The organism is Bradyrhizobium sp. CCBAU 51627, assembly GCF_028128765.1.
GTDB lineage: Bacteria > Pseudomonadota > Alphaproteobacteria > Rhizobiales > Xanthobacteraceae > Bradyrhizobium.
In genome coordinates, this window is record NZ_LBJG01000008.1 from 54,472 (window position 1) to 80,077 (window position 25,606).

The window sequence follows — 25,606 nt, forward strand, 5'->3', positions numbered from 1 at the left end:
GGAGATCCCCGCGTAGACGACCCGGGGCTCGTCGACTACCGTGCCCGGGCGCAAGCCCTTCGCTCGTCCGCCTGGATCGAACGCTTGGGATCGCCGGAGATCAGAAGAAGACGATGAACATCGAATCTCCACGCAAGCCCCTCGACCTCGCCTCGACCATCGCGGAGGCCGACATCCGCTGCCTGCTGATGGTGCTGGTCCACATGACCGGTGACGGACGCTGGCTCGAGCCGCCCTATCTGCCCAAGCGCGACATCCGCCTCATCCCCGATCCCGAGGCCGGCGTGCCTCACGAGATCCAGAACGAGATCCGCGCTGCGGCTGTCAGGCTGTTTGCCGAGGGCCCGCCGAAGCCGGCGATCGATATTCCCGGCGAAGAGCTGCTCCTGAAGATGATGCGGGCCTGCCTCGGCGAGAACGTCGCGCCTGAATATGCGCCGCTGATGCGCGAGGAGATGGGCTTTGTGCCGCGCGAGGCGCGCTGGACGAAGCGGCCGACCGACGAGAAGCTCGCGGAGCAACATGTTCTCATCGTCGGCGCCGGCGTCTGCGCCATCGCACTCGGCGTGGCGCTCGGTCATCTCGGCATCCCCTACACCATCGTCGAGAAGAACGCAGAACTCGGCGGCACCTGGTGGATCAACCGCTATCCGGGCTGCGGCGTCGACACGCCGAACCACTCCTATTCCTACTCCTTTTCGGGTAACACATGGACGCGATATTTCTGCCAGCGCGAGGAGCTGCTTGATTATCTCCAAAAGGTCGCCGACGAATACGGCATCCGCAAGCATCTGCGCGTCAACACCGAGCTGACCGCGTCGCGCTGGGACGAACGCAAGCGGCGCTGGATCTCGACGCTGAAGACGACGAACGGCGAAGAGACCTTCGAATCCACCGCGCTGGTCTCCGCCATCGGCCAGCTCAATGATCCCTCCCGCGCGCACTTCAGGGGTGAAGAGGACTATAAAGGCACGATCCTGCATTCGGCTTTGTGGTCGGACGACATCAAGCTCGACGGCAAGCATGTCGCCGTGATCGGAACAGGCGCGACCTCGATGCAGTTGGTGCCTACAATCGCCGGCCGCGTCGCGTCGGTCGCGGTCTACCAGCGCAGCGCACAATGGGCGCGGCCGGTGAAGGGCTATGCCGATCCGATCAGCGAGGGCGCGCGCTGGCTGCTCGCGCATCTTCCGTTCTACGTGCAGTGGTACCGCTTCAACATGTTCTGGCGCTATGGCGACGGCCTGCTGCCGTTCCTGCGCAAGGATCCGGCCTGGCCTCATCCCGAGCGCGCCGTCAACAAGGGCAACGACCGGCATCGCCAGGAACTGACCGACTTCATCCTGTCGGAGCTGAAGGACCGGCCCGACCTGATCGAAAAATGCGTGCCGACCTATCCGCCCTATGGCAAGCGCATTCTGCTCGACAACAACTGGTTCAAGACGCTGACGCGGGACAACGTCGAGCTCGTCACCGACACGATCGATCATTTCGACCAAAGCGGCATCGTCACCGCTGACGGCACGCACCGTCCCGCCGACATCATCGCGGTCGCCACAGGCTTCAAGGTGACGGAGATGGCGGCGCGTCTCAACATCAGTGGCCGCGACGGCCGGAATTTGCGCGAGGCCTGGGCCAACGACAATCCGACCGCGTTCCTCGGCCTTACCGTGCCGGATTTCCCCAACTTCTTCTGCATGCTCGGTCCGAACTCGGGCCCGGCCCATGGCGGCAGCGTCATCTTTCAGTCCGAATGCCAGAGCCGCTACATCTCCGCCTGCCTTGTCAGCATGATCGAACAGGACATCGCCGTCATCGACGTTCGCCCTGATGTGCTCGACGAGTACGTTCGCGAGGTCGATGCCGAGCACGAGGCCATGATCTGGACCCACAAGGGCATGAGCACCTATTATCGCAACGCCAGCGGCCGCGTGTTTTCGGCGATGCCGTGGCGGTTCGTGGATTACTGGCGCATGACGCATGATCCGGACATGCGGCAGTACAGGCTGACGAAGGCCTGACTCTCGCACCTCGTCATTGCGAGCGCAACGAAGCAATCCTGAGTCTTTCCGCGGAGAAATTCTGGATCGCTTCGCTGCGCTCGCAATGACGGCCTTATCACGCCGCGAGCCCACTCCCGACCGGCGCGAACTCCATCCCGAGACTCTCGGCCACCGCCTTGTTGGTGATGCGGCCGCGATGCACGTTCAACCCGTTGCGCAAGTGAGCATTTTCAAGCACGGCCGCAAATCCCTTGTTGGCGAGCATCAGGCCAAACGGCAGCGTCGCATTGTTCAGCGCCTGGCTTGACGTCACCGGCACCGCCCCCGGCATGTTGGCGACGCAATAGTGCACGACGCCATCGACCTCGTAGGTCGGCTCGGTATGCGTGGTCGCATGCGAGGTCTCGAAGCAGCCGCCCTGGTCGATCGCGACGTCCACGAGCACCGCGCCCGGTCGCATCGATTTGAGCATCGCGCGGGTGACAAGCTTTGGCGCACTCGCGCCGGGCACCAGCACCGCGCCGATCACGACGTCGGCGGCGAACGCCTCGTCCTCGACCGACTCGATGGTCGAGAAGCGCGTGCGCACGCGCCCGGCAAAGAGATCGTCAAGCTCGCGCAAGCGCGGAATTGAGCGGTCGATCACCGTGACTTCGGCACCGAGGCCCGCGGCCATGCGCGCGGCCTGCGTTCCCACGACACCGCCGCCGAGAACGATGACGCGCGCCGGCTGCACGCCTGGGACGCCGCCGAGCAACAGCCCGCGACCGCCGGCCGTCCGCTTGAGCGCGGCGCCGGCGGCCTCGATGGCGAGGCGGCCGGCGACTTCGCTCATCGGCGCAAGCAGGGGGAGGTGGCCGGCTGCGTCGGTGACGGTCTCATAAGCGATCGCAGTACAGCCGGAGGCCAGCAGGCCCTTGGCCTGATCAGGATCCGGGGCGAGGTGGAGGAAGGTGAACAGGATCTGGTTTTCGCGGAGCTGGACCCATTCGCTCTTCTGCGGCTCCTTCACCTTCACGACCATATCGGATTTGGCGAAAATATCGCGCGCGCTCGCGGCAATGGAAGCCCCTGCCCGCTGGTACACCTCATCGGAGGCCCCGATACCACTGCCGGCGCCGGTCTCGACCGTGACCTGATGCCCGGCTGCGACATATTCGCGGACAGCCCCCGGGGTGAGCCCGACACGATATTCCTGGACCTTGATCTCTTTGGGCACACCGATGCGCATTCTCAGCTCCTCTTGATTCACCTCTGTGATCGTAGCGGCGCAGTCAGTTTGGTTTCGTGCAAATATCCGCTAGCCTTGGCCCTCCCGCGCCGGTTTCGGTCGCGGAAATGCCATTTGACGCTGGAAACGAAACCTTGGCCCTCGACCGGAAAGATCTCGCCATTCTCGCGGAACTCACGACCAATGCGCGCGCCAGCCACGCCGAGCTCGCCAACAAGGTCGGCCTCTCCAGCACGGCCCTGGCGAGGCGGCAGAAGGCCCTAGAAGATGACGGCTACATTCAGGCCTACCAGGCCGCGCTCGACCTTACGCAGTTCGGCCTCACCACGACGGTGCTGGTCCGCATAGCGCTGGAAAGCCAGAGCGACGAGGCGCTGAAGGCATTCGAGGCCGAGGTGGTGAAGTGCCCCTCTGTCGTGCGCTGTTTCCTGATGTCGGGTACCGACGACTACATCCTGATCGTGCTCGCCCGCGACATCCAGGATTTCGAGCGCATCCATCGCACCGAGCTGTCGCGCCTGCCGCGCGTGGCGCGCGTGCAGTCGAGCTTCGCGTTGCGCGAAGTGGTCAATCGCGCGGTGCCGACCGTGGTGTTCGGCGAGGCGAAGCGGTAGTCTAGTCGGCTGCGCCTCGAACCGAACTGTCAAGGCGCCGCCTCGCCGGCGGCCTCGGTCCGTCATCAAAGAAAGTTGAATTGTGGTTTCAGCCCCTGATGGCGCAGAAGCCGCGCGTGAGCACGGCGGGCGGGCAGCTTTACGTCGCCTCCGCCAAGGAATTTCCGGTCTTGAGCACCATGACCGGGACGGTGCTCAAGCTCAAACCCGGCGCAATGCACGAGCCCCATTGGCACACCGATGCCAACGAATGGCATTACGTGCTGAAGGGACGCACGCGCGTGACCCTGTTCCCATTCGACAAGAGGGTCGCGGTCGCCGAACTCTCGGCGGGCGAATGCGCCTACATCCCCGCCAATTGCGGACACTCCATCCAGAACATCGATAAGGACGACGCTGAAGTGATCGGTGTGCTCGACAGCGGCAGCTACCACGAAAGCAGCCTCGGCGACTGGCTGGCGAAGGCGCCGCCGCACCTGCTCGCCAATAATTTCGGTGTCTCGGAAGCTTCGGTGGCGAATTTCGGGCGGAAACGGACGGTCATCGCCAGCGCAAGCTGATCGCTGCGTCAGACACGAAGAGCCGTCATAGAACTGTCATCGAATGTGCAGAGACCTGTCCGTCTCTGCACATTCGGGACCTGCCCATGGATTATTTCAAGCGCTTCAACTTTCTGTTCGCCGCACCTGTGTTCGACGCCGACGACCTCGAGGGCCTCCGCTTCAACCAGATCATCGAGGAGATCCAGCGCTCCGGCTTCGAGGTGGTGCGGGCCCGCAAGCTGGAGGACGCCGAGATCGCAGTGCAGACCGATGCCGCGATCGGCTGCATGGTGGTGGACTGGGGCAAGAAGGGGCTCGAGGGCAAGACCTCGGCGCTGATCAATCTGATGCGCCGCCGGGGCCTCGACTTCCCGATCATCCTCTTGATCAGGCGCAAGCGCTTCGAAGACCTGCCGGTCGAGGTGCTCGACTTCATCGATGGCTATGTCTTCCTGTCCGAGGAGACGCCGACTTTCATCGCCAAGAACCTGATCAGCCGGCTCAAGCAATATGCCGAAACGCTGAAGACACCGTTCTTCGGCGCGCTGGTCGATTACGCCGAGGAAGGCAACCAGCTCTGGACCTGTCCGGGCCACAATGGCGGTGTGTTCTACAACCGCAGCCCGATCGGCCGGGTCTTCGTCGAGCACCTCGGCGAATCCGTGTTCCGCGACGACCTCGACAATTCCGTGCTCGACCTCGGCGACCTCCTCACCCATGAGGGGCCCGCGCTGAAGGCACAGAAGGAAGCCGCGGCGATCTTCGGCGCGGAGAAGACCTATTTCGTGCTCAACGGCACCTCGACCTCGAACAAGGTCGCGCTCGGCGCGCTCGTCACTGACGACGACCTCGTGCTGTTCGACCGCAACAATCATAAGGCCGCCCATCACGGTGCGTTGATGATCGGCGGCGGCATCCCGGTTTACGTCCCCACCATCCGCAACGCCTGGGGCCTGATCGGCCCGATGCGCTGGGACATGCTCGACGAGAGAAACTTGCGCGAAGCGATCCGCAATCACCCGCTGGTGACGGACATGGACGCCTGGCGCAAGGAGCGGCCGTTCCGCGTCGCCGTGGTCGAGCAGTGCACCTATGACGGTACGATCCACAGTGCCGAGATGATCCTGAAGCGCATCGGCCATCTCTGCGAATACATCCTGTTCGACGAGGCCTGGGCCGGCTTCATGAAGTTCCACCCGCTCTATGCCGGCCGCTTCGCCATGGGACTCGCCAATCTGCCCCCGGAGGCGCCGGGCATCATCGCGACGCAGTCGACCCACAAGCAGCTCGCGAGCTTCTCGCAGGCCTCGCAGATCCACATCAGGGACCGCCATATCCGCGGTCAGAAGCGGCGCGTCGAGCATCGCCGCTTCAACGAGAGCTTCATGCAGCACGCCTCGACGTCTCCCTTCTATCCGCTGTTCGCGTCACTGGACGTCGGCGCGCAGATGATGAAGGGCCGCTCCGGCGAAGTGCTGTGGGACGACACGATCCGCCTCGGCATCGAGCTGCGCAAGAAGATCCGCGCGATGCGGCGGGAGTTCGAGGAGAAGGAGCAGAATCCGGACCGCCGCTGGTTCTTCGAGCCCTTCGTGCCCGACCGCGTCGCCATCCCCGACGTCAGCCGCCCCGGCGCCGCGCACAATGTCGCCTGGGAAACGCTGTCGACCGACGAGCTCGCCACCAATCCGTCGCTCTGGCAGCTCGGCCCCGACAGCAATTGGCACGGCTTCCCCGGCATGGCCGAGGGCTTTGCCATGACCGATCCGAACAAGCTGACGCTGCTGACCCCCGGCTTCGATCGCGCCACCGGCGCCTATGCCGAGCACGGCATCCCCGCCCCTGTTGTCGCGCAATACTTACGCGAAAACCGTATCGTCCCCGAGAAAAACGACCTCAACTCCCTGCTCTTCCTGCTCACCCCCGGCGTCGAGGCCAGCAAGGCCGGCACACTGATCTCAGGCCTCGTCGCCTTCAAGAAGCTGCATGACGACAATGCGTTGCTGGCCGACGCCATCCCGGAATTCCACCAGCGGCGGCAGTCGCGCTACGCCGGCGTGCGCTTGCGCGACCTCTGCGGCGAGATGCACCGCTTCTTCCGCGCCGCCGATGTCAGCGCGCTCCAGGCGCGGCAATTCATGCCCGAGCACATGCCCGAGATCGCGATGTCGCCGCGCGATGCCGCGCGCTACCTGTTCAAGAACGACGTCGATTATCTGCCGATCGAGGCGATCGCCGGCCGGATCGCCACCACGCCTTTCGTGGTCTATCCGCCAGGGATCGCCACCATCGTGCCCGGCGAGCGGCTGACGGAACGGGCCAAGCCCATGATCGATTATCTCAAGATGTTCGAGACCTGTTTCAATACGTTCCCTGGCTTCGACGTCGAAATCCAGGGCGTCTACAAGGAGGTCGATGCGCGCGGCCGCATCGGGCTCTATACCTATGTCGTTGCCGAGTAGGTGCCGATGAACGAAACAGCAATTGCGCGCACCGATGAAGAGCCGGTGCTGGTCCGCACCTCACGCGAGAGCGATATCGAGGCCATGCTGGCGATCTACCGTCATCATGTCCGCAACGGCGTCCCCCGCGACGTCGTGGGAACCGGCGCACCCGACCCCGACGACTTACGCGACCGCCGCAAGAATTTGAAGCAAACCCGCCTGCCGCATCTGGTCGCGACCTGGCGCGGCGAGGTCGTCGGCTATGCCTATGCGGTGCTGTTTCGCAAGCGCCCGGCCTATCGCTATACGGCCAAACACTCGATCTACGTCCATCACGAGCACCTCGGCCGCGGCGTCGGGCGGCTGCTGCTCCAGGAGCTGATCGACGCCTGTGCGGCGGTCGGCTTCCGCCAGATGATCGGCTATATCGATGCCGACAACGCGCCGTCGCTGGCTTTGCACGAGAAGTTTGGATTTGCGCGCGTCGGCCTGCTCTGCGGCGTCGCCTATCGGCACGGCCGCTGGTCGGATACCGCCATGGTGCAACGTTCGCTCGGCGCCGGCGTCACCGCGCCGCCGCCTGTCACCGCACCGGGCCGATAAATTTCACGAAGGAAAGTCAGCCGGTCTGACGTGGATGCGATCGGCATGCAGGGACCAGTGATGCAACGCCTGATCCTCGCAGAATTTTGCTTTCGCCCGTTCCGTAGCCTCGTCCTCGTCGGCCGCGTCGATCTCAAGCGTGCCCTGGCAGACCTCGCACTGACGGCCGTACTCGCCAAGCACGTCCTTCATGAACCTGACGACATAAGTTGACATGGGACTATCTCCTGCGCCGGCAGTACTCTAGCCCTATTTAGGCTGGATGAGGGAGGGAGATTTTGACGCGGATCAAGCCCTGCGAGGTTCCCGCGGCCCCCTCAGGGGGCCGCCTTTATGTGGTTATGTCGAGAAGCGACTTTTCCGTCTCGGAGTAGGCCTGAATGACCTTCGCATTGGCGATGAAGTTGTACTTTGCGGCCGCCAGCTGAACGAATTGGTCAGCGAGATCGACGTTCGGCGCCGCGACCAGGCCGTCCCGGTTCGCGAACGGAGCACTTGGGTCGGACTGTGCGGTGTAGCTCGGCGACACTGTCGACACGGTCCCAATCGTACCGCCTGGCGTCGGCCCGCTCGATTGGTCCACCTGATCGACGCGCAAAGGCACATACGCGGAGGGAAAGGTCGGAGCAATCCTTGAGCTAGCCGCACTAGCCGATGAGCCCGATCCGTCCGACGCAGGCAGCGGGCCAGTCGTGCTGACATTGGCGATGTTGCTCGCGGCCACGCTCACGCGCAAGGTCGCCGCAGAAAGTCCTGACGTGGCAATCGAATATATGCTCATGGACGCTCGTCTACAGGACAAGTGATACGCGTCCACTCATGCCATCAATAGACTCCGCCGCTTTCTGTTTTCATCCTCGTAACCAACCATCCGAGCGCGATCGGACTTCGCGCTGACCTACCCAGGCACGACGCCAAAGGCCTGCTCGAAGCGCTCGGCATAAGCAGGCCAGACCTCGGGATTGATGATACGCGGCGGGCGCTTGCCGTCGAGCGTCTCCAGCACCTGCTCGGCGGCGATCCGGCCCATGTTCTGGCGCGCCTCGATCGTGACGCCGGCGGTGTGTGGGCTCGCCAGCACATTGTCGAACTGAAGCAATGGATGCTCCGGCGGCGGCGGCTCCTTGGACCAGACGTCGAGGCCCGCACCGGCAATGCGCTTGTCGCGCAATGCCTGGAGCAGCGCATCCTCGTCGTGGATGAAGCCGCGTGCGGTGGTGATGAAATAGGCGTGCGACTGCATCAGCGCGAACTCGCGTGTGCTGATCATGTTGCGGCTGCCCTTGTTGAGCGGGCAGGAAATGGAGACGAAATCGGCCCGGCGCAGCAGCTCGTCGAGCTCGACCTTCTCGCCACCCCGCTCGGCCATCACCTCCTTCGAGAGATAGGGGTCGTAAGCCAGCACCTTCATCCCAAGCAGGCCCTTGCACAGCGTAGCTATACGGCGGCCGACATTGCCCAGGCCAATGATGCCGACAGTCTTGTGCTCGACCTCGTTGCCGACCAGCTCGTTACGATTGACTTTGGGCTCCCGGCGCAAGCGGCGATCGGACTGGATGATGCGCTTGGACAACGTCAGCATCATCGCCAGCGCGTGCTCGGCGACGGAATGGGCATTGCCGCCGGATTGGTTCACGACCAGCACGCCCGCATCGGTGCAGGCTTCGACGTCGACAGGGTCGAAGCCCGCGCCGTTGCTGGAAACCAGCAACAGGTTCGGCGTGCGCTTCAGGAAGGTGGCATCGACATGGAAATGCGGCGCCAGCTCGTCCCGGGCGGCGCCGATCTGGTAGACATGCGCCGCGCTCAGGATGGGGGCGTAGAACGCCTCGGGGCTCTCATTCTCGATGCGGTCGAGCCGGACGTCGGGCCGCGCCTTCAGGATGTCGATATAAACAGGGTTCGCGAGGTATTTGACGTAGAAGACGCGCTTGCTGTTGACCGACATCTGGACCCTTCCGTCTCTCCCGGGGACCCACAAGGTCAGCGCCATGTGCGCCCGCCCCTCACGTCCCTCCCGTTTATCGTTATCCCGCTTATGACATGGCGGCACCGGCCACGGCAGCCGATCTTGCGCAGATCACGGTACCGGCCCGGACATGTTGACAAACCCGCCCGCTCCGTCAAGTTCGGCAGACCGCCGCGACGGACCAAGAAGAAGCATACGCGGCTGACGGGAGCAAACGATGGCGGTTTCGGAACAGCAGCCCTCCTCCCAGGCGGGACCGGGGTCCGGCGACAAAAGCTGGCATAGCATCGTCCTGCAGACCCTGAAGCGGAACGAGATCAGCCTGATTCCTTACGTGCCCGACCGCGTGCTGACGCCGCTGATCAAGAGCTTGCACGCCGATCCCTTCTTCACGACCTTTGCCACCGCCCGCGAGGAAGAGGCCGTCGGCATCGTCTCCGGCGCCTGGATGGGCGGGCGTCGCGGCGCGGTGCTGATGCAGACATCCGGCTTTGCTACGCTAGCCAACACGCTTGCCTCGCTCGCCGTCCCCTACCAGATTCCGCTGATCATGTTCGTCTCCGAGCGCGGCACGCTCGGCGAGTTCAATTACGGCCAGTCGCTGGTCTGCCGCACCATGCGCCCGGTGCTGGATTCGCTCGCCATCGAGCATCATACCATTACCCGGCTGGACGAGCTCGAATTCATCGTCGATCGCTCAATCAAGCAGGCCGTCACCACGCAGGCGCCGGTTGCGCTGATCCTCAACCCGCTGCTCACGGGCGGCAAGGTCTTCGACAAGTGAGCCCGGCCATGACCACGCGCAACACCAAAGTGATGAACCGTTTCGACGCGACCTCGCGCCTGATCGCAAAACTCAAGCACGAGGAAGCTGTGATCGGCGGCATCGGCAACACCAATTTCGACCTCTGGGCCGCCGGCCATCGCCCGCAGAATTTCTACATGCTGGGCAGCATGGGCCTTGCCCTCCCGATCGCGCTCGGCGTGGCACTGGCGCAGCCCGACCGCCGCGTCTTCGCGCTTGAAGGCGACGGCTCGCTGCTGATGCAGCTTGGCGCGCTCTCCACCATCGCGGCGCTGAAGCCGAAGAACCTGATCATGATCGTGATGGACAACGGCATCTACCAGATCACCGGCGCGCAGCCGACGCCCGCGGCTGGCGTCGCCGACCTCGTCGCGATCGCCTTGGGTTCGGGACTCACCAACAGCGCCTGGGCCGCGGACGAGGAGGATTTCGAACGGCTGGTCGACGAGGCCATGTCAACCGACGAACCCAGCCTGATCGCGTTGCGTATCGACGACAAGCCGGGCGTCGGCACCACCCGCCGCGATCCCGTGCAAATCCGCGAGCGCTTCATGCACGGGCTCGGCGTGCGCGAGCCGCTCTGACGTCCGGTCATTGACGACAAAACCCCGCGAAGCGTTGCTCCGCGGGGCCTGATATTCCAACCGCTGCTGCGCCGATTAGTCGATGATCTTGATCACCCGGCGCGTGCGCGGCTCGACGATCACGCGGCGGTCGTTCACGACCGCATAGCGATACTGGGTGTAGTTAGGTACCGGGCGCAGCACCACGGTCGGCGGCAGCGGCTCGCCGACGACGATGCGCTCGTGGACCACGACGGAATCGTCGCGCGGAATTCCACCCAGTACAGCATTCGGAATTTCGAGACCGGCGCCGACAGCCGCACCGACCGTACCGCCAACCATCGCGCCGATCGGACCGCCGATGTCGCCGCCCGCACGCGCGCCGTTCGCGGCGCCCTCCGCGGTCGTCGACTGGGCAAAGGCTGCGCTCGACGCCAGCAGCGATGCGGCAGCCAACGTAATCGCAAGACGGGTTCTCATGTCCTGATGTCTCCAGTGATTGTTGTGTGCCATCAACCACGGGGCCCGAGCATTGTTCCGGTTCCAGCGACAGTCAAACTGGCGACTGTTACCGCGTAACAGTTCAGGCTGCAGCAATCTCGTGACCCGCCATCAGCTCCAGAGCCCGCACCATCGCCGAATGATCCCAGCCCTTGCCGCCATGCGCGGTGCAGGATGAGAACAATTGCTGCGCGAGCGCCGTGCTCGGCAGCGACAGGCCGAGCGAACGGGCACCTTCGAGCGCGAGATTGAGATCCTTCTGATGCAGCTCGATGCGGAAGCCGGGCTCGAAATTGCGCTTCACCATGCGCTCGCCATGCACCTCGAGAATCCGCGACGAGGCAAAGCCGCCCATCAGCGCCTTGCGCACCAGCGCGGGGTTCGCACCCGCCTTGGACGCGAACAGCAGCGCCTCGCTCACGGCCTCGATCGTCAGCGCGACGATGATCTGGTTGGCGACCTTCGTGGTCTGGCCGTCGCCATTGGCGCCCACATGCGTGACGTTCTTGCCCATCTTGTCGAAGACCGGCTTCATGGTGCCGAAGGCTCGCTCGGCACCACCGACCATGATAGTGAGGCTCGCCGCCTTGGCGCCGACCTCGCCGCCCGACACCGGCGCATCGAGATAGTCCGCGCCCAGCGCCTCGATCTTCTTTGCGAATTCCTTGGTCGCGAGTGGCGAAATCGAGCTCATGTCGACCACGATCTTGCCTTTGGAGATGCCTCGGGCGACGCCGTCCTTGCCGAACAGTACGGCTTCGACATGCGGCGTATCCGGCACCATGATGATGACGGCGTCCGCCTCCGCCGCGGTCTCCTTGGCCGATTTGCAGGCGATGCCGCCAGCCGCAATCAGCTCCGGCGCGACCGGCGCAACGTCATGCAGGAAAACGCGATGGCCTGCGGCCAAGAGATGGCCGGCCATCGGCCGTCCCATGGTGCCAAGTCCGATGAAGCCGATGTCGATCATGTCCAGATATCCTCAGGTCTCGAAGGTCTGCGCGGCGTGCCAGGACAGGCCTTCCAGCGTCGTGGTGCGCGGCTTGTACTCGCAGCCGATCCAGCCGCGATAACCGATCGCGTCGAGATGGCGGAACAGGAAGGGATAGTTGATCTCACCCGTACCCGGCTCATGCCGGCCGGGATTGTCGGCGAGCTGAATGTGGGCGATCTGCGGGAGATATTCCTGCATCGTGCGGGCGAGATCGCCCTCCATGATCTGCATGTGATAGATGTCGTACTGGACGAACAGATTGTTCGACCGCACCTCGGAGATCAGTTGGATCGCTTGTTCGGTGCCGTTGAGGAAGAAGCCGGGAATATCGAGCGTGTTGACCGGCTCGACCAGCAGCTTGATGTTCTCGCGCGCCAACGTCGAGGCCGCAAAGCGCAGGTTTCCAACCAGCGTCTCCAGCAGCTCGCGCGGATCGGCGTCGACAGGCGCAATGCCGACGAGGCAGTTGAGCTGCTCGCAATCGAGCGCCTTGGCATAGTCGATGGCGCGGAACACGCCGTCACGGAATTCGGCGGTGCGATCGGGCATGATCGCGATCCCGCGCTCGCCGCCGGCCCAATTGCCGGCTGGCAAATTGTGCAGCACTTGGGTAAGTCCGTGGGCCTCGAGTTGTTCGCGGAGCTGCGCCTTGTCGAAATCGTAGGGGAATAGATATTCGACCCCGGCAAAGCCCGCCGCATTCGCCGCGGCGAAGCGATCGATAAACGGCATCTCGTTGAAGAGCATGGTGAGGTTGGCGGCAAATTTCGGCATGATGCGGTCCCCTACTCTGCCGGCTGCAATACGCCGCCGGGCCTGACGGTCCCGACCTCGTCGAGCGGCAGGTCCAGCACCTCCTCGAACTCGACGATGTTATCGATCTCCGTGCCCATCGCGATGTTGGTGACGCGCTCGAGGATGAACTCGACCACCACGGGCACGCGGTGCTTCTTCATCAATTCGCGGGCGGTGGCGAACGCGGCCTGCGTGTCCTTCGGGTCGGTGACGCGGATCGCCTTGCAGCCGAGGCCTTCGGCCACCGCAACATGGTCGACGCCGTAGACGCCGATCTCGGGCGCATTGATGTTCTCGAAGGAGAGCTGGACATGATAGTCCATGTCGAAGCCGCGCTGGGCCTGCCGAATCAAGCCAAGATACGAATTGTTCACGACGACGTGGATGTAGGGCAGATTGAACTGCGCGCCGACCGCGAGCTCCTCGATCAGGAACTGGAAGTCGTAGTCGCCAGACAGCGCGACGATGTCGCGCTCCGGGCACGCCGCGCGCACGCCGAGCGCCGCCGGCAGCGTCCAGCCGAGCGGCCCCGCCTGCCCGGCGTTGATCCAGTTGCGCGGCTTGTAGACGCCGAGGAACTGCGCACCTGCGATCTGCGACAAGCCGATAACGGTGACATAGGTGGTGTCACGTCCGAACGCCTTGTTCATCTCCTCATAGACGCGCTGCGGCTTGATCGGCACGTTGTCGAAATGGCTCTTGCGCAGCATGGTCTTCTTGCGATCGCGGCAGGCCGCGGGCCAGGCCTGGCGCTCGCGGAGCCTGCCTGACCGCCGCCATTCCCTGGCAACGGTGACGAAGAGCTCGAGCGCGGCTTTGGCGTCCGAGACGATGCCGAGATCGGGATTGAACACGCGGCCGATCTGCGTCGGCTCGATGTCGACATGCACGAAAGTGCGGCCCTTGGTGTAGGTCTCGACCGAACCGGTATGGCGATTAGCCCAGCGGTTGCCGATGCCGAGCACGAAGTCGGATTCCAGCAGCGTGGCGTTACCGTAGCGGTGGCTGGTCTGCAGGCCGACCATGCCGGCCATCAGCACGTGATCGTCGGGGATTGCTCCCCACCCCATCAACGTCGGCACGACAGGCACCTTGGCGATTTCGGCGAATTCGACCAGCAGATCCGACGCGTCGGCGTTGATGACGCCGCCGCCCGCGACGATCAGCGGACGCTCAGCCGCGTTGAGCATCTCCAGCGCTTTCTCGACCTGCTTGCGCGTCGCAGTCGGCTTGTAGACCGGCAGCGGCTCGTAGGTCTCGTCGTCGAACTCGATCTCGGCGAGTTGCACGTCGAGCGGCATGTCGATCAGCACCGGCCCCGGCCGGCCCGAGCGCATGATATGAAAGGCCTGGCTGAAGACACGCGGCACCAGCGCCGGCTCGCGCACCGTGACTGCCCATTTGGTCACCGGCTTGGCAATCGACTCGATGTCAACGGCCTGAAAATCTTCCTTGTAAAGCCGTGCCCGCGGCGCCTGCCCGGTGATGCAGAGGATCGGAATGGAATCGGCGATCGCCGAATAGAGCCCGGTGATCATGTCGGTGCCGGCCGGCCCCGAGGTGCCGATGCAAACACCGATATTGCCGGCCTTGGCCCGCGTGTAGCCTTCGGCCATATGCGAGGCGCCCTCGACATGGCGCGCCAGGATGTGGCGGATCGAGCTGCGCTTCTTCAGCGCCGAGTAAAGCGGATTGATCGCAGCGCCGGGAACGCCGAAGGCAGTCGTGATGCCTTCCTTCTCCAGGATACGCACGGCTGCATCGACAGCTCGCATCTTCGCCATGTCGGACCTCGCTCGGTTAAGTCAGCGAGCGAGATCATCGTGCGCGGAAGATGCGATCTCAACGAAGCAGATTTTATTTTCCACGATGCGGCAGCCGTGGAAAAACCGTGGTTGTCTCAATCGGTTAGAGTGAAACCCAGGTGAAAGCCTCTCACTCGAACAGCGGCGCCAGTTCCATCTGCGGCACCAGCACGAGGCCCTTGTCGGTAATGCGAATTTCCGGAATGACCGATAGCGGAATCAGATTGAAACCCATGTAGGGAATCGTGCAGCCGGCCTCGGCCCATTCCTTCTTCAGCACCTTGACCTCTTCAGCCACCTCGGTGACGCGCTTGTCCGAGAGCAGGCCCGCGATCGGCAGCGGTACCAATGCCCTCACCTTGCCGTCGGCGACGACGCAGACGCCGCCCTGCTGTTCCTTGATCACTGCAATTGCGACCTGCATGTCGTCCTCGTTGGTGCCGGCGACGATGATGTTGTGGCTGTCGTGGCCGACGCTGGAAGCAACCGCGCCGCGCTTCAGGCCGAAATTCTTCAGCAAGCCATGAGCGACGTTGCCGGCCGATTTGCCATGGCGCTCAACCACGGTGACGAAGCACAGGCCATAGCGGGCGAACAGGGACGGCCAGTCCTTGACCGGCTCGATCGCGACCTTCTCATGGATCAATGTGATACCCGGCAGCGCGGTCTTGATCGCGTTGACTGTGCAGGCCTTCTGCGGCAGCTCCGGCGTCAGCTTCAGCTTCTCTGGTAGTTTCACGGTCGCATAGGCGGCCCTCGGATATTGGTAGCGCTGCGACAGCGCCTGATCGAGACGTGGCGTAATCTTGTGGTTCTCCACCAGCAACTCGCCGCCATACCAGGTGCATTGCGGCTTCAGCTGGTCGTCCATCAGCACGAGGTCGGCCCGACGGCCGCCGCCGAGCCCGCCGATGTCGCCGTCCATGCCGAAGCGCGTGGCGCCATGCAGCGAGCCCATCGACCAGGCCTGCTCGGGCGACATCCCTGCCTTCGCGGCTTCCCGCACCACCCAGTCGAGACCGAACAGCAGGAGGTCGTCGGCGTCGCGATCGTCGGTGCAGACTGCAGTCCGCTTGTGCGAGGCGCCTAGCTCCGTAACCGTGCGGATTGCCTGCGGAAGCGAATGCCAGGGCGTGGTCGGCGGACCGCCGCGCAGGAACACCCAGACGCCGGCGTCGAGCAGATCGTCAGCAATGTCGCGGTCGATCGCCTCATGGGTGTCGGTGACGCCGCTCGCCGCATAGGCCGCAACGAATTCGCGGCCATAGACATGGCCGGACACCGGCCGTCCGCGCTTCAAGGCCGCTGCCAGGATCGCGTGGCTGCGCTCGTCGCCCATGGTAACAGGCACGAAATCCATTTTCTCACCGAGCGCGACCGCTTCCGGCCAGCGGTCGAACAGGTCGGCGATCTTGTCGGGCGTGAGGTCGCCACCCGCGGTTTCCAGCTCCGCCGAAGTGGCCGGGACCGTCGAAGGCACCGTCAGAAAGATCGACAGCGGCGCCTCGCGGGCGTCCTCCAGCATGGCTTCAACACCGGCGACATCCATCACATTGCCGATCTCGTGGCTGTCGCAGAAGATCGTGGTGGTGCCGTTCAGCAGCGCGGCCTCGGCGTAGGCGCAGGCCGTCACCATCGACGATTCGATATGGATGTGCGGATCGACCAGCCCGGGCGCGATGATGCCGCCGGCGGCATCAAAAACCGCGACGTCGCTCCACGCCTTTTTCGCCGTGCCTGATGGCTTCACCGCGGCGACGCGCCCGCCGGCGATCCAAACCTCCCGTCCCGGATGAATCCGCTCCGAATATGTCGAGAGCACCCGTGCACCCGAGATGACGAGGTCGGGCGCGAGGCGGGCCGAGGCGACATCGGCGAGGCGGCGCGTCATCGTGTGCAGCGGCGCGACGGCAAAGCGGGTGAGTTTGGTCATCGGAACCCTCGCGTGGCGTTACTGCCCACGATGGTTACGCTCTGCGCCAAAGCGGGCAAGCTCAAATATAGCAGCACACCTGCTTACGCGTTAGGCGGCGAACCGCCCGTCGTCCTCGACCTTGCAGATCTGCGCGAGTTCCGTCTTCTGGCTCAATCCTGTTTCACCGTCGGCGTAACACCGCCGAGCGCCGACGTAAGCTCCGCGGCGACCTCGCGCACCATGCGGCCGACCTCCGGCAACCGATCGTCCGTGATGCGGCTGGTCATGCCGGATACGGAGATCGCGGCGAGCGGCTCAGCGAGGGCGTTGTAAACCACAGCCGCGACGCAGCGCAGGCCGATTTGCGCCTCCTCGTCGTCGATCGCAAAGCCCTTCTTGCGCACAGTCGCGAGCTCCTTGAACAGGTCGCTTGGCCGTACGATGGACTTCTCCGTGAGTCTGGGCATGCCGTGATGGCGGATGACGGCGCGGACATCCTCGTCGGAATAGGTCGCGAGCACGGCCTTGCCGACGCCTGACGTCACCATCGCGACGCGGCCACCGACCTTGGTCAGCGAGCGCATGATCTCGCGGCTCTCCATGCGGGTCAGCACGATGATGAACTCATCATCGACCACAGCGAGATTGGCGGTCTCACGGGTGAGATCACGCAGCTTGCGCAAGTAAGGAATCGCCTGTGCCGTGAAATTGCGTCGCCGCGCAAAGCTCGCGCCGACAGTGAAGCTGCGGACGCCGACATGCCATTTGGATTCGGCGCGATCGAACTGCACGAAGCGGCGGCTTTCCAGCGTCGCCAGCAAGCGATGCACGGTTGAGGCTGAGAGGCCGGTGCAGACGGCCAGATCGCTGAGGCGATAGCCTTCGTCGTCCTCGCCCAGCGTCTCGAGGATCGAGAGCGCGCGGTCGACGGACTGCACGCCGCCGTCACGATCGGCCTCTGCTGCCGATCGTGTCTCGAGCGATTTGCGCCGGATCACGTTCTTGCCCATCGCGACCTGACAGTTATCACCTCTCCCCGCGGGCGGGGAGAGGTGAACGTCATCGTCTCAGAGCAGGCCCGCCCCGCGGGCCCACTTGTACTTGGCACCAAGCACTTCGACCGGCAGCTCGGTCGAATAGGCATAGGCCGGGATGCCGTGCTGGTAGAGATATTCGGCGGCTTCCTCGACCTCGACGTCGCCGGCGAGCGAGGCGACCACCGGCTTCACGAAGCCCTTGGCCTCCATTTCCTTCTTCACCTCGACCATATTGCGGGCAAAAACCATCGGCGGCGTGACGATGGTGTGCCAGTAGCCGAGGATCAGCGAATGGATGCGCTCGTCGGAGAGACCGAGCTTCACCGTGTTGACATAGGTGATCGGCGGCTCGCCACCGGTGATATCCACAGGATTTCCAGCAGCGCCGAACGGCGGGATGAACTTGCGGAAGGCCGCGTCGAGATCCGGCGGCATCGACATCAGCGACAGGCCGTTGTCGACGCAGGAGTCCGACAGCAGCACACCCGAACCGCCGGCGCCGGTGATGATCAGCACGTTCTCCCCCTTCGGCGTCGGCAGCACCGGCACGCCGCGGGCGAATTCGAGCAGCTGACGCAGACTGCGGGCGCGGATGACGCCGGACTGCTTGAACACGTCCTCATAGATGCGGTCGTTACCGGCGAGCGCGCCGGTGTGCGACGAGGCGGCCTTGGCGCCGGCCGAGGTGCGGCCGGCCTTGAGCACGACAACCGGCTTCTTCTTGGAGACGCGCTTGGCGGCCTCCGCAAAGGCGCGGCCGTCCTTGAGGTCTTCGCAATGCTGCGCGATCAGGTTGGTGTTCGGATCCTGCTCGAAGAAGGCGAGCAGATCGTCCTCGTCGATGTCAGACTTGTTGCCGAGGCCGACGATGGCGGAGACGCCCATCTTGGCCGAGCGCGAGAAGCCGATGATAGCCATGCCGATGCCACCCGACTGGGACGACAGCGCTGCGTGACCCTTGACGTCATAGGCTGTGCAGAAGGTCGCGCAGAGGTTCGCCGGGGTATAGTAGAAGCCGTAGATATTCGGCCCCATCAGCCGAATATCGTACTTCTTGCCGACTTCGACGATCTCGGCCTGGAGCTCCGGCGCGCCAGCTTCCGCAAAGCCCGACGGAATCAGCACCGCGCCCGGGATTTTCTTCTCGCCGCATTCGGTCAGCGCTCCCGCGACGAACTTCGCGGGAATCGCGAACACCGCGACGTCGATCACACCGGGCACATCCTTGACGCTCTTGTAGGCCTTGTAGCCGAGGATCTCGGCAGCCTTGGGGTGGATCGGGATGATCTCGCCCTTGTAGCCGCCGTTGATGAGGTTCTTCATCACGGAGTTGCCAATCTTGCCATCCTCGGCGGACGCACCGATCACGGCAACCGCCTTCGGCTGCATGATGCGATTCATAGCCGCGACGATCTCTTCAGTCGGGCGCGGCTTGGGCTTCGGCTTGTAGGCGAAGTCGACGACGATGCGCACGTCGGCGGCAATTGCGTTCTTGGCAGTGGCGAACACAGGGTTGAGGTCGAGCTCGACGATTTCAGGGAAATCGGTGACGAGCTGCGAGACCTTGACGATCACGTCGGCGAGCGCCGTGCGGTTGACCGGCTCGCTGCCGCGTACGCCCTTCAAAATTTCATGTGCCTGGATGCCGTCGAGCATCGAGAGCGCATCTTCCTTGGCCGCAGGCGCGAGGCGGAAGGTAATGTCCTTGAGCACCTCGACCAGCACGCCGCCGAGGCCGAAGGCGACCAGCTTGCCGAACGAGCCGTCGGTGATCGAACCAACGATCACTTCGGTGCCGCCGGCCAGCATCTGCTGCACCTGGATGCCCTCGATCTTGGCATCGGCCTTGTACTTCTTGGCATTGCCGAGAATGGTCTCGTAGGCCTTCTCGGCATCCTCAGCCGTCTTGACGCCGACGATGACGCCGCCGGCCTCGGTCTTGTGGAGAATGTCCGGGGAGACGATCTTCATCACGACCGGAAAACCCATCGCGGAGGCCATCTTGCCGGCCTCGCCCGCCGACTTCGCCACGCCCTCTTTCGGCACTGGAATGCCGTAGGCGTCGCAGACCAGCTTGCCCTCGGGGGCTGTCAGGCTGGTGCGGTTATCGGCCTTGACCTGGTCAAGGACCTTGCGGACGACGTCTTTGGAATTGGACATAGGCTTCTCCCTTGACCTTCAGTTCTTGCTTTGCGAAGCGCGCATGATGCGGCTGCCGTGATACTTGCCATCGCCGCTCAGTGTTCCGCGTGGCGGAACTGAGTGGCGAAAGGGCTTGATTACTCCGCCAGCTTGGATCAAAAATGGCTAGCTATGGCATTTGGTATGCCAGGAGCCAACTTGTCAAGTCAGAGCACGACCGAGAAGGCCGCAAAAAATAGCCAGCTTGACATTCTGGCATTTGGTATGCCAAAAACTTTCCAGTAAATATTCCTGTAAAAGACGACTCCCCACTGGAGGAGAATCGTCGTGTCACTGCGGAAACCAACCAAGGCGTTGCCGAACATGGCCGAGGCAGACATCGCAATCGTTCGTATTGCCCCGGAGAGCAGCTTCAAGAACAAGGCGTATGACGCCTTGAAGGAAGCCATCCTCAAGATGGACATCTATTCCACGCCTGAGCCGGTGATGCTGGACGAGCGTGCGTTGTCCGAACGCCTGGGTGTCAGCCGCACGCCGATCCGCGAAGCCATTGCAATGCTCGAGCAGGACGGCTTCGTGAAGACGGTTCCGCGTCGCGGCATCATGGTGGTGCGCCGGACCAAGAGCGAGATTGTCGACATGATCCGCGCCTGGGCGGCGCTGGAGAGCATGGCGGCCCGCCTCATCACCACCACCGCGCGCAAGAAGGACATCTCGGCGCTGCGCGACTTCTTCAAGGACTTTGGCAAGGACCGTCTGCCTGAGGATCACGTCGAGGAATATTCGAAAGCCAACATCGCCTTCCATCAGGCGCTGATCTCGTTGTCGGAATCCCCCGTGCTGGTCGATCTCACCAACGACCTTTTGCTGCACGTGCGCGGCTATCGGCAGTTGACGATCGGGCGCAAGGACCGCACCGCAACCTCCCTGCCCGAGCATCTCGCCATGATCGAGGCGCTCGAGGCGCGCGACACCGAGCTCGCCGAGAAGCGCGCCCGCGACCACACTCTTGGCCTTGCCGCTTACGTCGAAGCGCATGGCCAGGAACTCTTTAGCTAGCAACCTTCACCAGAAGGGCGAAAGACTCGCCCCGCTACTTGAGACCAGGGAGACAAGGCCCATGCTGAATACCGCGACCAAGTCCGAGGCACCGGGCATCGAGCAGGAACTGACGGACGGTTTCCATCTCGTCATCGACGCGCTCAAGCTGAACGGCATCAACACCATCTATAATGTGCCGGGCATCCCGATCACGGATTTGGGCCGAATGGCGCAGGCCGCCGGTATTCGCGTGATCTCCTTCCGCCACGAGCAGAACGCCGGCTACGCCGCGGGCATCGCCGGCTATCTGACCAAGAAGCCCGGCGTCTGCCTGACGGTGTCCGCGCCCGGCTTCCTCAATGGTCTCACCGCGCTCGCACACGCCACCACCAACTGCTACCCGATGATCCTGGTCTCAGGCTCCTCCGAGCGCGAGATCGTCGACCTGCAGCAGGGCGACTACGAGGAAATGGACCAGCTCGCGATTGCGAAGCCGCTGTGCAAGGCGGCCTATCGCGTCCTGCACGCTCAGGACATCGGCATCGGTTTTGCCCGCGCCATCCGCGCCGCGGTCTCGGGCCGTCCGGGTGGCGTCTATCTCGACCTGCCGGCCAAGCTGTTCGGCCAGGTGATGAACGCCGAGGCCGGCCAGAAGTCGCTGGTCAAGGTGATCGACGCGGCGCCCGCGCAGATCCCCTCGCCCGCATCCGTGAAGCGCGCGCTGGACGTGCTCAAGGCTGCAAAGCGCCCGCTCATCATCCTCGGCAAGGGCGCGGCCTACGCGCAGGCTGATGAGGAAATCAAAAGCTTTGTCGAGAAGAGCGGCGTGCCGTTCCTGCCGATGAGCATGGCCAAGGGCCTGCTCCCCGACACACACCCGCAATGCGCCGGCGCCGCGCGCTCGACAGTGCTGAAGGAGTCGGACGTCGTCATGCTGATCGGCGCGCGGCTGAACTGGCTGCTCTCGCATGGCAAGGGCAAGAGCTGGGGTGATCAGCCGAAGAAATTCATCCAGGTCGACATCGAGCCGAAGGAGATGGATTCCAACGTCGAGATCGTCGCGCCCGTCGTCGGCGACATCGGTTCGGTGGTCTCGGCCTTCAACCAGGCGATGGGCTCGTCCTGGACCGCTCCGCCGGCCGACTGGACCAAGGCCGTTTCGACCAAGCGCGAAGAGAACGTCGCCAAGATGGCGCCGAAGCTCATGAACAACAAATCGCCGATGGACTATCACGGCGCGCTCGGCGTGCTGAAGAACGTCATCAAGGAGCACCCGGAGGCGATCCTCGTCAATGAGGGCGCCAACACGCTCGACCTCGCCCGCGGCGTCATCGACATGTACCGCCCGCGCAAGCGTCTCGACGTCGGCACCTGGGGCGTAATGGGCATCGGCATGGGTCAGGCGATCGGGGCCGCGCTCGAGACCGGCCATCCCGTGCTGGCGGTGGAAGGCGACAGCGCGTTCGGTTTCTCCGGCATGGAGGTCGAGACCATCTGCCGCTACAATCTTCCGATCTGCGTCGTCATCTTCAACAATGATGGCATCTACCGCGGAACCGATGTCAACGGCGCGAACTCCGATCCCGCGACCACCGTGTTCGTCAAGGGCGCGCGCTACGACAAGATGATGGAGGCCTTCGGCGGCGTCGGCGTGAATGCCACTTCGCCCGACGAGCTGAAGCGCGCCGTCAACGAAGCGATGAAGTCGGGCAAGCCGACGCTCATCAACGCGGTGATCGATCCGGCCGCCGGCTCGGAGAGCGGCCGCATCGGCAACCTCAATCCGCAGAGCGTTCTGCAGAAGAAGAAGTAAGTCCACCCCTCAACCCTTTATTCCCTGTGGTTCGCAGGGGCAGACAGAGTACGGAGCTAGACAATGACCAAAGCGCTCGAGGGCGTTCGCATTCTCGACTTCACCCACGTCCAGTCCGGACCGACCTGCACGCAGCTGCTGGCCTGGTTCGGCGCCGACGTGATCAAGGTGGAACGCCCCGGCGTGGGTGACATCACCCGCGGCCAGCTGCAGGACATCCCGAACGTGGACAGCCTGTATTTCACCATGCTCAACCACAACAAGCGCTCGATCACGCTCGACACCAAGAACCCGAAGGGCAAGGAAGTCCTCACCGAGCTGATCAGGAAGTGCGACGTGCTGGTCGAAAACTTCGGTCCCGGCGTGCTCGACCGCATGGGTTTCCCCTGGGAGAAGATCCAGGCGATCAACCCGAAGATGATCGTCGCGTCGATCAAGGGATTTGGCCCCGGACCGTACGAAGACTGCAAAGTCTATGAGAACGTCGCGCAATGCACCGGCGGCGCCGCCTCCACCACCGGCTTCCGCGATGGCCTGCCGCTCGTCACCGGCGCGCAGATCGGCGATAGCGGGACCGGCCTGCATCTCGCCCTCGGCATCGTCACCGCGCTCTATCAGCGCACGCATTCGGGCAAGGGCCAGCGCGTCACCGCTGCGATGCAAGACGGCGTGCTCAATCTCTGCCGCGTCAAGCTGCGCGACCAGCAGCGCCTCGCCCATGGCCCACTGAAGGAATACAGCCAGTTCGGCGAAGGCGTGCCGTTCGGCGATGCCGTGCCGCGCGCCGGCAACGACTCGGGCGGCGGCCAGCCCGGCCGCATCCTGAAGTGCAAGGGCTGGGAGACCGATCCCAACGCCTACATCTACTTCATCACCCAGGCCCCGGTCTGGGAGAAGATCTGCGACGTGATCGGCGAACCGACCTGGAAGACCGATCCGAACTACGCCAAGCCGGCGGCCCGCCTGCCGCGCCTGAACGAGATTTTTGCCCGCATCGAGCAGTGGACGATGACCAAGACCAAGTTCGAGGCGATGGAGATCCTGAACAGGGACGACATTCCCTGCGGCCCGATCCTGTCGATGAAGGAGATCGCCGAAGACCAGTCGCTGCGCGCGACCGGCACCGTGGTCGAGGTCGACCATCCCACCCGCGGCAAGTACGTCTCGGTCGGCAACCCGATCAAGCTGTCGGATAGCCCGGCCGAAGTGACCCGCTCGCCGCTGCTCGGCGAGCACACCGACGAGATCCTGCGCTCGGTGCTCGGCTTCAGCGATCACCAGGTCGCCGACATCCACAAGTCGGGCGCACTCGACCCGCCGCAGAAGCAGGCCGCGGAGTAAGCGGAGCCGCTTCGACCAAGACAAAGGGCCGCCCTCGGGGGCGGCCCTTTCGCATGAGCAAGGCTGTGCGGCCATAGGCTCAAACCAAAAACTGAAAAACAACCCCATGCACAGTAGCTAACCCCTTGGCGCCAAAGCATACTTCGTATTTTTCGAATTTTTGTTGACGCGTCGGACAAAACAGGGGTAGGATGCCACGATCCGAAAGCACGAGCACCTGCACGCTGTTCACCCCCATGTACATCGCAGCACGCTCAATTGGCCGAGCGAACGAGACGAGTCGAACAAAATCAGCGAGGCGTGGATGGGACCTTGGCGCGTAGCCGGTGACAAAAGTCGTCCAGCAATTTTTGGGTAGCTTCGACAGTTGCGACAAGTCGCTCGGCAAACAATGCATGCACTAGATGCGCTCCGAGTCTGCTGCTCACTCGGAGATCAACCCAATAGAAAGAACAGCGCCGCAGCGTTGGAGCCGATCAAGACAACCGTGCCCGAGATAGTGAGCCCGAGAAACATTTCGGCTGCTGAGAGACTTTTCATCACACGCCTCCTCTCTTGAGGACATTCCAGCTCGATCGCTACCTCATATCCTGAGGACCTCGCTTTCGAAATTCGGGACGGTTGCTTAAGGAGCTCTACGGATTTGGCGTTGCACGAGAGCAGGACCTTTGCTCGACTGACGAACGCCAATATGGGCAAATCTAACGCCGGCTGGGATTAGCTCTGGAAAGCATTAGCGCAGCACCTTCTCGCGCGCCGCGTTCAGATCCGCCTTTATACCCGAAACTGCGGGATCGGTGCGCTCCCGATGCGGAGGCGGCTCGTTGAGGTCTCTCGCCCATGGCGCACCAGCGCGAGTTGATAATGGGCGGTCTGGACCTACGCATCCAGCGACGAGAAGCTCGACGAAGATCAGCAGAGCTGCCAAACTCACGATCCGGAGGCGCATATCCGCTCAACTTGCTGCCCAGCGAATCGATCCTCGATGCACCGCAGCGATGAAAACCGCCTCTGTGCAAAAGAAAGCCGCCAGCTTTGGGGGAAGCTGACGGCTCAACTGGGGGTCGCGTAGGTAGGGACTACGCAATGTCTGAATACTTCACTGGCGAGACGCAGATGTTGATCCGCATCAACCCCTCGCGGCAAATTGCGGACGGTATTCTTTAGGCGGCAGCCAACAGAAGGTTAGCTTCTCTGTCCCAATTTACTCGCGGGCGGGCCTGCAATTCTGCTGGCATTTCCATCGACCGAGACTAACAATATCACCATTTTCAACATTCAATTCGTTCGGAGAAATTGCATGGCAAAGCCTGCCATCTCCCTCAATACTTTCCGTGGCCTTTTTGCGATCTACGCGGATCGTGTCCCCTTGCATGGTGTAGCTGGCGGCGGGTCACCGCGTTCACCGGCCAGGGCCGGGCAGGTCAGCTGGCGATAGCCGGAAGGCT

The 25,606-nt window shown here is 63.4% G+C and carries 21 protein-coding genes; 10 read left to right on the top strand and 11 right to left on the bottom strand.

Going from position 1 to position 25,606, the window contains the following annotated elements:
• Positions 1–113 precede the first annotated feature (113 nt).
• The gene (locus XH88_RS05575; RefSeq protein ID WP_271614418.1) at positions 114–2,021 is read left to right on the top strand and encodes a flavin-containing monooxygenase; all 1,908 of its coding nucleotides are present in this window, start codon (positions 114–116) and stop codon (positions 2,019–2,021) included.
• A gap of 97 nt (positions 2,022–2,118) precedes the next feature.
• Here the strand turns inward: XH88_RS05575 and ald are convergent, their stop codons facing one another.
• Positions 2,119–3,234 (bottom strand): alanine dehydrogenase, encoded by a 1,116-nt coding sequence (gene ald / locus XH88_RS05580; RefSeq protein WP_271614419.1) that lies wholly within the window; start codon positions 3,232–3,234, stop codon positions 2,119–2,121.
• Positions 3,235–3,368: 134 nt separating this feature from the next.
• Here ald and XH88_RS05585 point away from each other — a divergent pair, with 134 nt between their 5' ends.
• From XH88_RS05585 to XH88_RS05600, 4 genes are all read left to right on the top strand, one after another.
• Complete coding sequence (locus XH88_RS05585; RefSeq protein ID WP_271614420.1) at positions 3,369–3,848, top strand: Lrp/AsnC family transcriptional regulator; 480 nt, start codon at positions 3,369–3,371, stop codon at positions 3,846–3,848.
• Positions 3,849–3,946: 98 nt separating this feature from the next.
• Positions 3,947–4,408: a cupin domain-containing protein gene (locus XH88_RS05590; RefSeq protein ID WP_271614421.1), complete on the top strand. Its 462-nt coding sequence runs from the start codon at positions 3,947–3,949 to the stop codon at positions 4,406–4,408.
• An 86-nt stretch (positions 4,409–4,494) separates the two neighbouring features.
• The gene (locus XH88_RS05595; RefSeq protein WP_271614422.1) at positions 4,495–6,852 is read left to right on the top strand and encodes an Orn/Lys/Arg decarboxylase N-terminal domain-containing protein; all 2,358 of its coding nucleotides are present in this window, start codon (positions 4,495–4,497) and stop codon (positions 6,850–6,852) included.
• A gap of 6 nt (positions 6,853–6,858) precedes the next feature.
• On the top strand, positions 6,859–7,437 hold the full coding sequence (locus XH88_RS05600) for a GNAT family N-acetyltransferase (protein ID WP_271614423.1): 579 nt from the start codon (positions 6,859–6,861) through the stop codon (positions 7,435–7,437).
• A gap of 3 nt (positions 7,438–7,440) precedes the next feature.
• Here the strand turns inward: XH88_RS05600 and XH88_RS05605 are convergent, their stop codons facing one another.
• From XH88_RS05605 to XH88_RS05615, 3 genes are all read right to left on the bottom strand, one after another.
• Positions 7,441–7,653, bottom strand: coding sequence for a hypothetical protein (locus XH88_RS05605; RefSeq protein ID WP_092296687.1), 213 nt, complete (start codon positions 7,651–7,653; stop codon positions 7,441–7,443).
• Between the two features lie 115 nt (positions 7,654–7,768).
• Complete coding sequence (locus tag XH88_RS05610; protein WP_271614424.1) at positions 7,769–8,218, bottom strand: flagellar basal body rod protein FlgC; 450 nt, start codon at positions 8,216–8,218, stop codon at positions 7,769–7,771.
• A 117-nt stretch (positions 8,219–8,335) separates the two neighbouring features.
• Positions 8,336–9,385, bottom strand: a complete 1,050-nt coding sequence (locus XH88_RS05615) for a hydroxyacid dehydrogenase (protein WP_271614425.1) — start codon at positions 9,383–9,385, stop codon at positions 8,336–8,338.
• A 238-nt stretch (positions 9,386–9,623) separates the two neighbouring features.
• On the opposite strand from XH88_RS05615, the gene XH88_RS05620 reads away from it, so the two are divergent.
• Both XH88_RS05620 and XH88_RS05625 read left to right on the top strand, forming a co-directional pair.
• Complete coding sequence (locus tag XH88_RS05620) at positions 9,624–10,190, top strand: thiamine pyrophosphate-binding protein (protein WP_271614426.1); 567 nt, start codon at positions 9,624–9,626, stop codon at positions 10,188–10,190.
• Between the two features lie 8 nt (positions 10,191–10,198).
• A complete protein-coding gene (locus XH88_RS05625; protein ID WP_271614427.1) occupies positions 10,199–10,795 on the top strand; it encodes a thiamine pyrophosphate-dependent enzyme in 597 nt (198 codons plus the stop codon).
• 75 nt (positions 10,796–10,870) lie between these two features.
• Here XH88_RS05625 and XH88_RS05630 read toward each other — a convergent pair whose 3' ends face one another.
• The 7 genes from XH88_RS05630 to XH88_RS05660 all read right to left on the bottom strand — a co-directional run bounded on the left by XH88_RS05630 (position 10,871) and on the right by XH88_RS05660 (position 19,981).
• On the bottom strand, positions 10,871–11,254 hold the full coding sequence (locus tag XH88_RS05630) for a DUF1236 domain-containing protein (protein ID WP_271614428.1): 384 nt from the start codon (positions 11,252–11,254) through the stop codon (positions 10,871–10,873).
• A 103-nt stretch (positions 11,255–11,357) separates the two neighbouring features.
• On the bottom strand, positions 11,358–12,245 hold the full coding sequence (locus XH88_RS05635) for a 2-hydroxy-3-oxopropionate reductase (protein WP_271614429.1): 888 nt from the start codon (positions 12,243–12,245) through the stop codon (positions 11,358–11,360).
• 12 nt (positions 12,246–12,257) lie between these two features.
• Entirely contained in the window at positions 12,258–13,043 is a 786-nt protein-coding gene (gene hyi / locus XH88_RS05640; protein WP_271614430.1) for a hydroxypyruvate isomerase, read from the bottom strand.
• Positions 13,044–13,054: 11 nt separating this feature from the next.
• Entirely contained in the window at positions 13,055–14,848 is a 1,794-nt protein-coding gene (gene gcl / locus XH88_RS05645; protein WP_271614431.1) for a glyoxylate carboligase, read from the bottom strand.
• Between the two features lie 151 nt (positions 14,849–14,999).
• Positions 15,000–16,802, bottom strand: coding sequence for an adenine deaminase C-terminal domain-containing protein (locus XH88_RS05650; protein ID WP_271614432.1), 1,803 nt, complete (start codon positions 16,800–16,802; stop codon positions 15,000–15,002).
• 152 nt (positions 16,803–16,954) lie between these two features.
• A complete protein-coding gene (locus XH88_RS05655; protein WP_271614433.1) occupies positions 16,955–17,794 on the bottom strand; it encodes an IclR family transcriptional regulator in 840 nt (279 codons plus the stop codon).
• Between the two features lie 57 nt (positions 17,795–17,851).
• On the bottom strand, positions 17,852–19,981 hold the full coding sequence (locus XH88_RS05660; protein ID WP_271614434.1) for an acetate--CoA ligase family protein: 2,130 nt from the start codon (positions 19,979–19,981) through the stop codon (positions 17,852–17,854).
• A gap of 345 nt (positions 19,982–20,326) precedes the next feature.
• Here XH88_RS05660 and XH88_RS05665 point away from each other — a divergent pair, with 345 nt between their 5' ends.
• The 3 genes from XH88_RS05665 to frc all read left to right on the top strand — a co-directional run bounded on the left by XH88_RS05665 (position 20,327) and on the right by frc (position 24,158).
• Positions 20,327–21,022 carry a GntR family transcriptional regulator gene (locus tag XH88_RS05665; RefSeq protein ID WP_164939044.1) on the top strand — a complete coding sequence of 232 codons (696 nt, stop codon included), beginning with the start codon at positions 20,327–20,329 and terminating at the stop codon, positions 21,020–21,022.
• A 61-nt stretch (positions 21,023–21,083) separates the two neighbouring features.
• On the top strand, positions 21,084–22,817 hold the full coding sequence (gene oxc, locus XH88_RS05670) for an oxalyl-CoA decarboxylase (RefSeq protein ID WP_271614435.1): 1,734 nt from the start codon (positions 21,084–21,086) through the stop codon (positions 22,815–22,817).
• A gap of 63 nt (positions 22,818–22,880) precedes the next feature.
• Positions 22,881–24,158: a formyl-CoA transferase gene (gene frc, locus XH88_RS05675; protein WP_271614436.1), complete on the top strand. Its 1,278-nt coding sequence runs from the start codon at positions 22,881–22,883 to the stop codon at positions 24,156–24,158.
• Positions 24,159–25,606 lie beyond the last annotated feature (1,448 nt).

What these genes read in the sequence shown, in the direction of transcription:
- XH88_RS05575 (WP_271614418.1), top strand. Translation starts at nt 114, where the DNA reads ATGAACATCGAATCTCCACGCAAGCCCCTCGACCTCGCCTCGACCATC.
- ald (WP_271614419.1), bottom strand. Translation starts at nt 3,234, where the DNA reads ATGCGCATCGGTGTGCCCAAAGAGATCAAGGTCCAGGAATATCGTGTC.
- XH88_RS05590 (WP_271614421.1), top strand. Translation starts at nt 3,947, where the DNA reads ATGGCGCAGAAGCCGCGCGTGAGCACGGCGGGCGGGCAGCTTTACGTC.
- XH88_RS05595 (WP_271614422.1), top strand. Translation starts at nt 4,495, where the DNA reads ATGGATTATTTCAAGCGCTTCAACTTTCTGTTCGCCGCACCTGTGTTC.
- XH88_RS05600 (WP_271614423.1), top strand. Translation starts at nt 6,859, where the DNA reads ATGAACGAAACAGCAATTGCGCGCACCGATGAAGAGCCGGTGCTGGTC.
- XH88_RS05605 (WP_092296687.1), bottom strand. Translation starts at nt 7,653, where the DNA reads ATGTCAACTTATGTCGTCAGGTTCATGAAGGACGTGCTTGGCGAGTAC.
- XH88_RS05610 (WP_271614424.1), bottom strand. Translation starts at nt 8,218, where the DNA reads ATGAGCATATATTCGATTGCCACGTCAGGACTTTCTGCGGCGACCTTG.
- XH88_RS05615 (WP_271614425.1), bottom strand. Translation starts at nt 9,385, where the DNA reads ATGTCGGTCAACAGCAAGCGCGTCTTCTACGTCAAATACCTCGCGAAC.
- XH88_RS05620 (WP_271614426.1), top strand. Translation starts at nt 9,624, where the DNA reads ATGGCGGTTTCGGAACAGCAGCCCTCCTCCCAGGCGGGACCGGGGTCC.
- XH88_RS05625 (WP_271614427.1), top strand. Translation starts at nt 10,199, where the DNA reads ATGACCACGCGCAACACCAAAGTGATGAACCGTTTCGACGCGACCTCG.
- XH88_RS05630 (WP_271614428.1), bottom strand. Translation starts at nt 11,254, where the DNA reads ATGAGAACCCGTCTTGCGATTACGTTGGCTGCCGCATCGCTGCTGGCG.
- XH88_RS05635 (WP_271614429.1), bottom strand. Translation starts at nt 12,245, where the DNA reads ATGATCGACATCGGCTTCATCGGACTTGGCACCATGGGACGGCCGATG.
- hyi (WP_271614430.1), bottom strand. Translation starts at nt 13,043, where the DNA reads ATGCCGAAATTTGCCGCCAACCTCACCATGCTCTTCAACGAGATGCCG.
- gcl (WP_271614431.1), bottom strand. Translation starts at nt 14,848, where the DNA reads ATGGCGAAGATGCGAGCTGTCGATGCAGCCGTGCGTATCCTGGAGAAG.
- XH88_RS05650 (WP_271614432.1), bottom strand. Translation starts at nt 16,802, where the DNA reads ATGACCAAACTCACCCGCTTTGCCGTCGCGCCGCTGCACACGATGACG.
- XH88_RS05655 (WP_271614433.1), bottom strand. Translation starts at nt 17,794, where the DNA reads ATGGGCAAGAACGTGATCCGGCGCAAATCGCTCGAGACACGATCGGCA.
- XH88_RS05660 (WP_271614434.1), bottom strand. Translation starts at nt 19,981, where the DNA reads ATGTCCAATTCCAAAGACGTCGTCCGCAAGGTCCTTGACCAGGTCAAG.
- XH88_RS05665 (WP_164939044.1), top strand. Translation starts at nt 20,327, where the DNA reads ATGGCCGAGGCAGACATCGCAATCGTTCGTATTGCCCCGGAGAGCAGC.
- oxc (WP_271614435.1), top strand. Translation starts at nt 21,084, where the DNA reads ATGCTGAATACCGCGACCAAGTCCGAGGCACCGGGCATCGAGCAGGAA.
- frc (WP_271614436.1), top strand. Translation starts at nt 22,881, where the DNA reads ATGACCAAAGCGCTCGAGGGCGTTCGCATTCTCGACTTCACCCACGTC.